The organism is Streptococcus ilei (assembly GCF_000479335.1).
GTDB lineage: Bacteria > Bacillota > Bacilli > Lactobacillales > Streptococcaceae > Streptococcus > Streptococcus ilei.
The window spans coordinates 165293-178304 of the sequence record NC_022584.1 but is presented as its reverse complement, the minus strand read 5'-3'; the positions used below and the strand labels follow the sequence as shown (position 1 = coordinate 178304).

At 42.8% G+C, this 13012-nt stretch carries 10 protein-coding genes; all 10 read right to left on the bottom strand.

The features are described 5' to 3' along the window. Nucleotides 1–65: 65 nt before the first annotated feature. Nucleotides 66–2684 carry an alanine--tRNA ligase gene (gene alaS / locus N596_RS00985; RefSeq protein WP_023026615.1) on the bottom strand — a complete coding sequence of 873 codons (2619 nt, stop codon included), beginning with the start codon at nt 2682–2684 and terminating at the stop codon, nt 66–68. 36 nt (nt 2685–2720) lie between these two features. Next, on the bottom strand, nt 2721–3203 hold the full coding sequence (locus N596_RS00980; protein WP_006596642.1) for an LURP-one-related/scramblase family protein: 483 nt from the start codon (nt 3201–3203) through the stop codon (nt 2721–2723). A gap of 290 nt (nt 3204–3493) precedes the next feature. Then, on the bottom strand, nt 3494–4435 hold the full coding sequence (locus tag N596_RS00975; protein WP_023026614.1) for a peptidylprolyl isomerase: 942 nt from the start codon (nt 4433–4435) through the stop codon (nt 3494–3496). Between the two features lie 77 nt (nt 4436–4512). Further along, entirely contained in the window at nt 4513–5226 is a 714-nt protein-coding gene (locus N596_RS00970) for an O-methyltransferase (RefSeq protein ID WP_023026613.1), read from the bottom strand. A 1-nt stretch (nt 5227) separates the two neighbouring features. After that, nucleotides 5228–7030: an oligoendopeptidase F gene (gene pepF / locus N596_RS00965; RefSeq protein WP_023026612.1), complete on the bottom strand. Its 1803-nt coding sequence runs from the start codon at nt 7028–7030 to the stop codon at nt 5228–5230. A gap of 70 nt (nt 7031–7100) precedes the next feature. Further along, the gene (locus N596_RS00960; protein WP_023026611.1) at nt 7101–8051 is read right to left on the bottom strand and encodes a competence protein CoiA; all 951 of its coding nucleotides are present in this window, start codon (nt 8049–8051) and stop codon (nt 7101–7103) included. 424 nt (nt 8052–8475) lie between these two features. Then, nucleotides 8476–9030 carry a hypothetical protein gene (locus N596_RS00955; protein ID WP_023026610.1) on the bottom strand — a complete coding sequence of 185 codons (555 nt, stop codon included), beginning with the start codon at nt 9028–9030 and terminating at the stop codon, nt 8476–8478. Nucleotides 9031–9392: 362 nt separating this feature from the next. Next, a complete protein-coding gene (locus tag N596_RS00950; RefSeq protein ID WP_023026609.1) occupies nt 9393–9944 on the bottom strand; it encodes a hypothetical protein in 552 nt (183 codons plus the stop codon). A gap of 474 nt (nt 9945–10418) precedes the next feature. Next, entirely contained in the window at nt 10419–11708 is a 1290-nt protein-coding gene (locus N596_RS00945) for a DUF1958 domain-containing protein (RefSeq protein WP_023026608.1), read from the bottom strand. A gap of 83 nt (nt 11709–11791) precedes the next feature. After that, complete coding sequence (locus N596_RS00940; protein WP_023022707.1) at nt 11792–12955, bottom strand: MFS transporter; 1164 nt, start codon at nt 12953–12955, stop codon at nt 11792–11794. Nucleotides 12956–13012 lie beyond the last annotated feature (57 nt).

The window sequence follows — 13012 nt, the reverse complement described above, 5'->3', positions numbered from 1 at the left end:
ATTGGGTACGTTTCTTTTTTTGAAAAAAGAGAGGTTGGGACAAAAGTCCTAGCCTCTCCTATTCATTACAATTTACCTGCTACTGCATCCAACAATTCTTGGATCTTGGCTTGGTTGCTTCCTCCTGCCATGGCCATGTCTGGTTTCCCACCACCACGTCCATCAACGATTGGAGCCAATTCTTTAACCAAGTTACCTGCATGGACCTCTTTTGTCTTGCTGGCTACAAGGACATTCACCTTGTCACCGATGGCTGCGACAAGAACAAGCACATCCGAATAGTCTTTTTGCTTCCAGTTATCTGCAAAGGTACGAAGAGCACCTGCATCTGAAACAGAAACTTGGCTAGCAATGTAACGGTGTCCGTTTGCTTCTTGAACATGTTTGAAGACATCACCTGCCGCCGCTGCTGCTGCTTTTTCCTTCAATTCTGCATTTTCTTTTTGCAATTGACGGAGTTGTTCTTGAAGTCCTTCCACCTTATGAGGTACTTCTTTGAGTTGAGGTGCTTTCAAGGTTGCTGCGACTGCTTTCAGTGCATCTTCTTGTTCACGATAAGCTTCAAAGGCTTCCTTACCAGTCACTGCCAAGATCCGACGAGTTCCTGATCCGATCCCTTCTTCCTTGACAATCTTGAAGAGACCGATTTCAGAAGTATTGCCAACGTGGGTACCACCACACAGTTCCACTGAGTAGTCCCCGATAGTGACAACGCGAACTTCCTTACCGTATTTCTCACCAAAGAGGGCCATAGCTCCCATTTCTTTAGCGGTGTCAATATCTGTCTCAACAGTTTCCACTGCGATGGCTTCCCAAATCTTCTCATTGACTTGTTGCTCAATAGCACGCAACTCTTCTGGAGTCACAGCTTGGAAGTGAGTGAAGTCAAAACGTAGGAATTCCACTTCATTAAGTGATCCTGCTTGAGTGGCATGGTGGCCAAGGATATTGTGAAGAGCTGCATGGAGCAAGTGAGTGGCTGTGTGGTTCTTCATGACACGGTGACGACGATTGCTATCGATAGCCAAGGTGTATTCTTGGTTCAAAGCAAGTGGCGCAAGAACTTCAACAGTATGAAGTGGTTGGCCATTTGGTGCCTTTTGTACATCTGTTACAGTCGCTACGACATTTCCTGCAGCATCCAAAATTTGACCATGGTCCGCAACTTGTCCACCCATTTCAGCATAGAATGGTGTTTCTGCAAAGATCAGTGATGCAGTCCCTTCTGAAACAGCTTCTACTTCTGCATTGTCCGCTACGATAGCCACCAACTTAGAAGGCAGTTGGCTAGCATTGTAGTTAAAGACACTTTCTACAGTGATGTTTTGAAGGGTTTCGTTTTGCATCCCCATAGATCCGCCTTTGACAGCAGATGCACGCGCACGCTCTTGTTGTTCCTTCATGGCTACTTCAAAACCTTCACGGTCTACAGTCATACCAGCTTCTTCAGCGATTTCTTCTGTCAATTCCACTGGGAATCCGTATGTATCATAAAGTTTGAAGACATCTTGACCAGCAATCACAGTTTGGCCTTTTTCTTTCAAGTCTGCTACGATACCTTGGGCAAAGTGTTGACCTGAGTGAAGGGTTCGCGCAAATGACTCTTCTTCGCTCTTGACAATTTTCTCAATAAAGTCACGTTTTTCAAGCACTTCTGGGTAATAGCTTTCCATGATTTTTCCAACAGTTGGAACGAGTTTGTATAGGAAAGGCTCGTTGATGCCCAATTTTTGACCATGCATAGAGGCACGACGCAGAAGACGACGGAGGACATAACCACGACCTTCATTTCCAGGAAGAGCACCATCCCCAATCGCGAATGAAAGCGAACGGATGTGGTCTGCAATAACCTTGAAGCTCATGTTGTCGCCATCTTGGTCGTAAACCTTACCAGATAATTTCTCAACTTCACGGATGATTGGCATGAAGAGGTCAGTTTCAAAGTTTGTCTTAGCCCCTTGAATCACCGCCACCAAACGCTCCAAACCAGCTCCCGTATCAATGTTCTTGTGTGGCAATTCCTTGTACTCGCTACGAGGAACAGCAGGGTCCGCGTTAAATTGTGACAAGACAATGTTCCAGATTTCGATGTAACGGTCGTTTTCGATATCTTCTGCAAGAAGGCGAATACCGATGTTTTCTGGGTCAAATGCTTCTCCACGGTCAAAGAAGATTTCTGTATCTGGTCCAGAAGGTCCAGCACCGATTTCCCAGAAGTTGTCTTCGATTGGGATCAAGTGACTTGGGTCCACGCCCACTTCGATCCAGCGGTTGTATGAATCTGTATCAGCTGGATAGTAGGTCATGTAGAGTTTGTCTTTAGGGAAGTCAAACCACTCCGGACTTGTCAAGAGTTCATAAGCCCAGGTAATGGCTTCGTCACGGAAGTAATCCCCGATGGAGAAGTTCCCCAGCATTTCAAACATAGTATGGTGACGCGCCGTCTTCCCTACGTTTTCGATATCGTTGGTACGGATGGCTTTTTGCGCATTGGTAATCCGTGGGTTTTCAGGGATGATAGTTCCATCAAAGTATTTCTTAAGGGTTGCAACCCCTGAGTTGATCCACAAAAGGGTTGGGTCGTTTACTGGAACCAAGCTAACAGATGGTTCTACTGAGTGACCTTTGGTCGCCCAGAAATCAAGCCACATTTGGCGGACTTGTGCACTAGATAATTGTTTCATGTTTTCTCCTCTATTTATTGTTTTCTATTGATTGGCTTAGGAGCCATTTTCCATCATTTCTACATAGTCAATGGCAAGACACAAGGAAATCACCAGATTGGCATATTCCTCTTCATAGACGGAAACCTGATAAGTCGACGTCAAGGTAAAGACTTGCTTGCTAATCTCTGCAACCAGCTGGTCGCGATCATCCAATAACTTGAAATCCAAATCCCAGATATTGCCTTCGATGCGTAGTCCTAAATTAGAAATTTCGTACTTATCACGGAGTAAGGTCAGTTTTTTACGGATAAAAAAACTGGAGCCATCCGCTAATTCTACAGTGAATTGAGGTAAGAGGCTAAAAGGCTTCTTCGTGATATGGCTGACCTTCTGGCCTTCCACATCAAATACCGTAAAGGTTTTAGGAATTTTCAAAAATGAACCTTCTACCTGGTATTCTACCATTCCCAGATCATTTTTGATATCAAAGCGTTCCCCTCCAAGTCGAAACTTTTGTTTGACCAGATACGTTTTCATCAGTTTCCTCCTGCAAATCCTTATGAAAACCTTTCTCTTATTAGAAAGGATCTCCGGTAGAAATGCTGAAAAAAAGACAAGCTCACTAACGAAGGGCGAAAAACCGCGGTACCACCTTCATTCAATGAACTTGTCATTCTTCATTCGATTATGTAATTGTTCTATTGAGTAGCAAAATCATTCCTCTTCCATGGCTCGCACCCCCGCCACTTCTCTGAATCTGATTCTAAATGATTTATTCTCAACTATCTCATTATACAGATAAATACAATGCTCGTCAACTAATATCCTTATTTAGAAGATGAGCTATCTTCTGTTGTTGCACCAATATTTTGCATGTATTGGTTGAAGGTTGCCTTGAAGGCATCATCTTTGACCTTGATATTGGCATTTGTCATTGCTTTGGCAATGATGCTACGGATAAAGTTGGCATCATTTTTACGTTCTGCCGTCAGAATTTCTTTCAAGCGTTTTTCGTATTTCTTCCAGTCAGATCCTTTTTCTTCCTTCTTAGTTACTTTAACGATATAGTAGGCACCAGCGCTTTTTTGACTAGCAGGATCAATAACGACATCTGAAATACCATTTACATCAAGCTTAGATGCTGCTTCCTTGACACGGGTTGGAACAGTTGTTGTTCCAGAGTCAAATTTGATTTCTCCACCCTTTTCTTTGGTGCTAGCATCTGTAGAATTTTCTTTGGCAATTTGTGCAAAGTCAGCGCCTTCAGCTTTTACACTTGCAAGAACTTCATTCGCTTTTTCTTCTGAATCCAATTTTATCACATTTGCAGTGATTTCTGGTGTATAGCTTTCAAAGGCTTTTTTATAAGCTTCGTCTGTCAACTCTTTTGAAATAGCTTGGTCAACCGCATACTCTAACAAAAGGTTACTACGGATTTGTTGTTTGTTGGTTTCTTCTGTCAACCCTTGTTGAGTGAGGTAGCTATTGAAGGCTTCACCCAATTGTTTTTTCTGCTCATCAACTTTTTTCTCAACATCTTTGTCTGAGACTTTTAAGCCGTATTCTTTTTCAAAGACTTTATTAATGGTCATTTGGAACAGGTATTGTTGTGCACCTTGGTTATGTTTGATTTCATCATAGAAATCACCAACAGTGATCGTGTCACCCTTCATTGTGACGATATCTTTGTCACTGCCACCTTTTGCACAAGCTGCTAGCGCTACAACGGATAAAAGGGTCACCGCTCCAGCTACAAATTTTTTCTTCATGTTTATTTCTCCATTCTAAAATTCACTGCTTCTATTTTACCACAAATTCAAAAGGATAACTTAAATAAGACTAAAAGCTACTCTTCTGTCGGCAAGGAAATCTCTTCCTCGTTTTTACGGATCATGAGAATGCCATCACCGAGCGGAATCAGACTGGCCGTCAAGCCAGGATGGTCCAAAGTGGCGTCAAAAAGACGTTGCAAACCTCGATAGATGGTGCGTTGTCCACGACGGACTTCCATAATATCACGTGCTACATCTCCCCCTTGGAAGATATCGTCTAAAATCACCACTCCCCCAACTTCCAACCGTTTGAGAACTTCTGGAAGAAAGACGATGTACTTGGACTTAGCCGAATCCATAAAAATCAAGTCAAAGCGTTGCTCGATATGCTCCAGCAGATCGACCGCATCCCCTTCTAAGAGGGTGATTTGGTTACGTTGATCAAAACGAGCAAAGTTTTCCTTGGCAAAACCAATCATTTCCTCGTTGCGATCAATGGTTGTAATCCTTGCATCAGGCACTTGCTCTGCCATCAAGAGGGCCGAAAAGCCGATTGCTGTCCCAATTTCTAAGATTGACTTGGGTTGCATGGTCTGCAAAAAGAGACGAAAGAAAGCAACCGTTTCATGAGGGATGATGGGAATATTTTCCCGTCGAGCAAATTCTTCTAGCTCCTTTAAAGCATCCGTTACCGGCGCTTGGCGCTCCCGCATGAAAGAGACAATTTCCTCCTTGACAACTGGGCGGCGCATATTGTGGTTGGCATTTTTACTGTAAGACTCTACCATCTTAGGCCAATCCTAATTTTTCAACCAGGGCCTCAAATTCATTGAGACGACGTTCAAAGACTTCAAAGGCGGCATTGAGGTAGTCTTCTTTTTCCATATCAACACCCGCCTTGCGGATGACGTTGAGTGGGTAATCTGAATTTCCGGCCTTCAAATACTCTAGATATTTGTCCTTATCTTCTTGTGTTCCATGAACGATTTTCTCAGCCAAGGCAGAAGCTGCTGCAAAACCGGTTGAATATTGGAAAACATAGTAGTTATAGTAGAAATGAGGAATACGAGCCCATTCGTATTGGATTTCTGGATTGTCTTCTTTAGAAAGACCATAGTATTTCTCGTTCAAGTCCGCATAGAGCTCATTCAAGAATTCGCTGGTCAAGACTTGTCCTTCTTGATCTGCTTTATGAATGGCATGCTCAAACTCAGCAAACTGGGTTTGACGGAAGACGGTACCACGGAAACCATCCAAGAAGTGGTTGAGAATGGCAAAACGGGTTTCATCATCTTCTACTTCTGCCAACAATTGCTCAGTCAAGATATTTTCATTGGTTGTGGAAGCAATCTCAGCAAGGAAGATAGAATAATCTCCATAGACATAAGGTTGGGTCTCACGTGTATAGCTAGAATGCATACTGTGACCAGTTTCATGCACCAAGGTGAAGAGGTTGTCCAATGTATCTTGCCAGTTTAACAACATAAAGGCATTGGTATCGTATGAACCACCTGAATAGGCCCCTGAGCGTTTCCCTTGGTTGACATGGACGTCGATCCAACGTTCGGTGAAGGCGCGCTTCACGCGGGATAGGTAATCATCACCAAGCACCGCCAAAGCCTGCTCAGATTTAGCAAGGGCTTCTTCGTAGGTGAACTTGTAATCAGTAGAAGACAATGGTGTGTAGACATCATACATCTTCAAATCTTCAATTCCCAAGATTTTTGAGCGAAGTTTCACGTAGCGTTGTAACAAAGGCAAATGCTTGTTAACCGCTTCTACCAAGCTATCATAGACGCTCTCTGGGATAAAGTTAGCAGAAAGAGCTGCTTCACGCGCGCTAGAGAATTTGCGAACCTTAGCATTGTAATTGTGGACCTTGACGTTGGTCTGAAGGGTCTTGGCATAAGTATGTTGGTACTGTTCGTAGACACCATACAAGGCTTGGTAAGCTTCCTTACGGACTTGGCGATCCTTCGACTCTACCAAAGAAATATAGTTTCCATGAGTCAACTGCACTTTTTGCCCTTGGTCATCTTTCACCATTGGGAAGACGATATCGGCATTGTCCAGAATCTCAAAGGTTTCACCCGCAGCAGCAAAGATTTCACCCGCTCCTGCTAGCAATTCTTCTTCTTTTTGAGAAAGAACGTGCTCTTTGGTTTTGAGCAATTTGTCAAAGTAATGAGCATAAGCTTCTAAGGCAGGGACTTCTTTCAAGAAGTTGGCATATTGCTCTTCGGTGATCTCCATAAATTCTGGTTCGTAGAAGGCAAAAGTCTCCCCTAAAAGGCTGTAAAGGGACATGGCTTTTGATTGGAATTCTTGGTATTTGGCTACGCGCGTATCCTGATCATTCTTCATATGGGCGTAGACATAGACCTTCTCCAAACGACGGCTCAAGTCCAAATAAACTTCTGTTGTTTCTAATAGGTTGGCTGGAGAAGACAATAAAGAGCCTGCAAAATGGGCAGCATCTTTAATCGCTGCAGCTAAAGCAGTTGCTTCTTCTTCCCAAGCTTGGTCTGTCGCAAAAATGGTTGACAAATCCCATTGGTATTTTTCATCAATTTCATTTCGTTGTTTTACCATTACAAAAATCCTCCAATGTTTCTATTTTATCACATATATTACCATTTGGGGGTATTTGATTCACGGAAATTTAAGCTTTCCCATTCTGATAAAAACGAGGTGAATAAAGAGTCTGCGTCGCTTTCATTCCAGTTGAACGATAGTAGGTCATAAAGTCCTGGTAATAGCTTCGCCAATCTCCCCTAATCTGGATAAAATGGGAAGACTTCAGCGGCCGACAAAGGGGATAAAAAGCTTCCAAGTCCAATTCCAGGAGATGCTTTCCTTTCAGATAGAGTTGTTCCTGAAGAGCCATCCATTTAGAATGCCGGTAGTACAGCTGTTGACGAAGATAGTCCTTAAACTGTCTGTCTAGAGGGACTGTCATTTGTTGCAAGTTTTGTTGGGCATAAGGCGTCCGCAAAACTTCTAACAGATTCCCTCCATAAAAAGGAAAATGTTGAGTCCGATAATAAAGACGCCCTCGCAAGTCTTGATGAATGAGATAGTGGAGACGAACTTCCTGCTTCTCTAGGTCCAACTCCCAGAGATGAAAGCCCCTATTTTGACTAAAATAGACAAAACCTTCTTGCAGAGCAGACAAGCTTTTCTTAAGCCACAAGTTTTTCCCTAACAACCAATAGACCTGATAACCATGCTTGCGATAGGCATCGCTCCGTTCTTTCAAACGCTCCATAGACAAGGAACTACATTGCACTTCTAAGGCAATCTTTTGATCCGGAAGGAGAACATCCGCAATCTGTTGGAAAGCCTGCAGAGGACTTTCTACTTCAGCATCTGAGTTTTGCTTGGCCCATTGATAAAGCCCCAGCTTTAACTCTAGATGTTCGGGACTTTCCGTCTCATGATGAAAGGGGCAAGCCTCTAGGCTAACGTGAGCAAAATGAGGACGCATCACGACCCCTTTCTTTAAGCGGACTTCCTTTCCACACAAGAGACAGAAAAAAGGACCTTCCTTTTTCATCGGGATCTTCTCCAAACAATTCCAACGCTGTTGCTTTGCATCTGTCGCAATAAACATGTCATCACCTCCACTTATATAATTCGTAACCGAAGAGGCTTCTATAGAAGAGAAAGAAAAAAAGGAGCCCAGCTCCTTGTTGAATCCAGACAAACTATTATTTTTTTATAAAACAGCTGGATGATTTTCAAAAAATGACTTTCATTTTTTAGTCGTTTAAGAAGATGAAAAACTTTCCGCCGTGAGAAAAGTGCCTGAAACACAGTTGTTTCAGGCACTCGGGAGTTTTGAGACCTTAGGCTCAAAACTAAGTCATGGAACTTCGTAGAAGTTCGCTGACGTCCGTACTCACCTAAGGAAAGTTTCTAAAATTACTTTATCTTCAATCTGAAAGGAGCCAAGCTCCTTGTTTAGATATAATCGTCCTTACATGTAAAGCAACTGCTCATCCATCCTAGACGAGACGTTTAAAAACATCCCTCGCTTATTGATCTGACTCGCTCGAATTCTCGTCTGATGCCGGATCTGGAGTTTCCGATGATGGAGCGGTCCCATTTTCAGATGCTTCAGCTTGTTTTCGAGCCGTTTCAAATTTTTCAACAATGGTTGCACGAGTAGCTTCCGGAACTTCGGTATCTTCGGACCCTATCGTATCCATGGATTCATTAAAGCGGGCCTTGCTCGTTTCCATTTTCTCTTTCAAATCTTTCAGATAGGTCTCATAGGTCTCTTTAGCTGAGCCCGTCAGTGATGCTCCTGCTTCCTCTGAATGAGCAACGGTTCGGTCCATCATCAAAGCATAGAGCGCTTTAAAGTCTCCAACAGTTCTAGCATTTTCAAGTTCCTCATCTGTATACAAGACAAAAGGAGACTCTGAGGATCCTTTCAAGCTGGTCACTTTCTTGCCCTGAGAAGAGGTTGATGACTGGCGTGTTTCCTTTACAGACTTTTCACTGGACGAGGTCCCTTCTTGATTCGAGCAGGCTACTAGCCCCATCACTCCCAGTAAAGCAAGCGTCGATAATAGTATTTTTTTCATTCACTCTCTCCTTTTTAAGCTTCCACTACCATTTTAGCATCAAGCTAGGTTGCCGTCAATTCATGCATCCTCCCTGAGACTTTCTAAAAAAGACCAGAGATCAGTTGATCTCCGGTCTATCGATTTATTTGGATGAGGCGCACCTCTCCCTTATCTCCAGATACTTAAAGGTTGATTCACTGTCGAAATCCTAGAAAATATCGGCATCACGTGGACAAGTTCTTCTATCTCTACAACTTCTCCAACATGAGGTATAAGAGAGGATACCCTAAGGGAAGAGGGAGATTCTTGCAAGTAGAAAATCCCTCCACTCGTCTCCTCCTTTTGGCTTTTAACCAAAAAGTCCAATGCTAGCCATCTATTTATTCATCTGAATCGCTGTCTTCATCGTCTGAATCATGGTCCACTGGTGACTCTGATGAATCTTTGGCAGAGTCGCGAGCATCCTTCAACTGTTCAATAAAGGTTTCACGAAACTCTTTTGGAACTTCCGCATTATCATCCCCATAACGCTCAACCGCTTTGTTAAATGCTTCCTTAGATTTTGCAAGAGTCTCCTTAAGAGAATCTGCCGTTTGAGCAAATGTCTCTTTGGCACTTTCAGGAAGAGATTCCATTGATTCAGTCATCAGGCGATTGGATTCATCCAAGATTTTTGCGAAACACTTTTTAAAATCACCAACTGTTTTTAACTTCTCAAGCTCTTCATCTGATGGGAATATATCACTAGTTGTTTGAGAGCTAGTATTAGAAGAAGTCTTTTCTGCCTTAGATGAGCTAGAAGACTTGCTTGTTACCTTTTCTGTCTTCTCAGTAGATGAAGAAGCTTCGGTTTTTACTTCTTGCTTACCTGAACAAGCTGCAAGCGAAGCAGCTGCCAACAAGGCTGTAGTAGATAAAATCAATTTTTTCATTCGATTACTCCTTTAATATTGATTCGAGACCATTGTATCATCGAATAATTTGACAGTCAAATCAATCACTAACTGATGATAGATTGTGAAATCAAATCCGAAAATGTAGGAGAACAACTGCTCTAGCACTGCTTCTCTCCTCCCAGGAAGCAGCGGTTCCTTTTGTTCACTACAAAAAAAGATTTCCGTATTTGGAAATCTTCGAATGTAGAGAAACTATTTTTTACTTAAGATAGTCGGATGATTATCAAAGAATGACTTATATTTTTTAGGCATTTAAGAAGGACAAAAACTTTCCGCTGTGAGAAAAGTGCTAGAAACACTCTTGTTTCTAGCACTCGGGAGTTTTGGAGCCTTAGATCCAAAACTAAGTCATGGAACTTCTTCGAAGTTCGCTGACGTCCGTACTCACCTAAGGAAAGTTTCTAGGAATACTATTTCTTTAATTTAAGATTTCCAAATCTGGAAATCTTTTTATTTTCTCTTATATCTGATGTTAAAGAAAACTCTTAAGAAAATAAAGGGAAGGAAGCAACAGAGCCACATTGGATCCCAGCCTTTTTGACGACTACTCGTGGTCTTCTGGTGGGGCGCTTCTACTGCGCTTACAGCCTGCGTTTGCTGAATGGACGGAGATACCGTTTGCAAGCCATTTGCGATTTGTAGTTGTCCATTTTGAACACTAATCTCTGGATTGGTCCCTCTTTTCACTGTAGCATAGAAGGGTTTGTCTAAGTGATAGGTTTGCCCCTGAATCGTGTGATCCCCTGCAGGCAGCACCTCTTTGTACTCATAATCCTGATACAGTCTTTCAATCAGGGCATTTCCAATGACGTGGCGCAGGCTCTCTGCAATTTCCACATCGTAATGCCCAACTCCCATAATGACTTGAACAAATCGCTGATTTCCGCGATTAACCGTCAAGGTGTAATTATAATCTGCTGTCGGACTAGAGCCGGTTTTTAGGCCATCCGCTCCCTTTAGAGAATACCTTCCACCTTCCAAGGAATAATTGTAATTTTCATGGGTTTCTTCATAATCTGTCCCTTGGAAGAGTGTTATCTTGGCATTTTTAGTATAGTTGAGAATTTCAGGGAACTCATTAACTATGTGATAGGCCAAAATAGACATATCTCTTGCTGTTGTTTGGTTAATGGCATGTTGATCATAGCGGGTCGGATTATAGTAGCCATCTAAGACTGCAGTTGGGGCACCATTAGGATTGTTCCACTTGGTATTGGTCATTCCAATTTCCTGGGCCCGCTGGTTCATCAAATCCAAGAATTTATCTGGATCTCCTCCAGACACCTTATTGGCAATCATGATGGTAGCAGCACTGGATGAAGGAACAAAAATCATATTTAGGAGGGTAGATACCTTGTATTGAGCACCCGCCACAATGGGACTATTGCTCAACTTCTGATTTTGAGAAATGATCACATCCGTATCCGTCGCTGTAATCAGGGTATCATAATCCAGCTGCCCTTCTTTAATAGCTCTCAGAAGCACGTAGACGGACATCAATTTAGCCATACTACCGGAGTCACGAGGAGCATCAATATTATCTCCGTAAAGAATAGCTCCTGTATGAGCATCAACGACAATATCAGCCTTGGGACGGAAAAATTCATCCACCGAAGTCCCTGATTTTTCTGTGATCGACATGATATCTTCTTGTTGATAAAGATCATCCGCCTTTGCTAGCATTGGGAAAGACAGGCAAGCAAGGGAAAGTGTCGCAAATAAGGCACGTTTAAACTTCATTCTCTCTCATTTCTTTCATAAACATCATCGTTCTCCATTATAGCATAAGTCCTTCTATTCACAAACTCTATTTCCTAAACTTTTTACTCCTTCGTGTTCCCAAAGAGACCTGGAGATTTTCCTTTTGGCATCTTTAAAAAGAGACTTAGTAGAAGGACGAGGACCAGGACAGCCACCAAGAAGTAACTCATCATTGAAAATCCTCCGTGATCCACAAAGAAAGCTGCTAGCGGTTGCAAGAGAATGGTACCAAGATAGCGGACTCCTTGCACAAGAGCCATGGCTAATACTAGATCTTTTTTATCCACCTGTTGGGAGATAAAACGCAAGGAGACCATGATCAAGACCATCCCTGTCGTATGCTTAGCCAAGAGGGTGACCAGCACTTTTAAGAAGACCGGACTCGGAAGAGCATAGATGAGATACTGAAGCAAGAGAATCCCCACAGGAAGCAAAATCAGGAGACGCAAGGGCCAATGGTCCATAAAACGGTCCGAGAAAAAGATGAGGGGCGCTTCTACAACGACAGATAGGGCCACAACCGTAGACGCTATCTGAACAGGGAGCCCACTATCCATCAAGAGAGCTGGAATATAGGTATGGCCAATATTACCCACGCCCGACACAAGCCCCATCAGTAGTAGGAAAAAGAGATAGGGACCATTGTGGAGCAAAGGACGGATCGATACAGCTTCTTTCTGTACCCGACTGGTCTTGTCGATACGAATAGCTCCTAAAGTGAGGAAACTAAGAAGGATAGTTACCAAAACACAATAGTATACAGACTGGGGGCTAAGATGAGCATAGAGCCAACCAGCTAGTTGCGCTCCAGCCGCATACCCTAGTGTCCCCCAAACGCGGATTTTTCCAAAAGCATAGGAACTCTGGGTAGCGAAAACCTCCATCATGGGAGCCGTCCCATTTAGACACAGCAAAACTAAGCCATAAAAAATTGTCAACCAAAAGTAGTTAGGGGCCCAGATGAAGCCAGCCACTCCTGCCATGAGGACTCCTAAGCTCAAAGTGGTGATTTTAACAATACCAAATCGTTCATTGATATAACCAAATAAGGGCTGGGTAAGCATGGATAGGAAAAAGGCCATTGATACCAAATGAGAGACTTGACTGGCTGAATACTGCTGGCCGATAAGATAGACAGAGATTAGAGTCGTAAAGAGAGCAGTCGACATGAAGTAAAAACTATATAAAAATAAATAAGCAGAATAGGAATTTCGAAATGCTTTCATTAGTTTCCTTTCAAATTTAAATATAAGAGGCAATGACAAAACCCAACTGGATTTCAG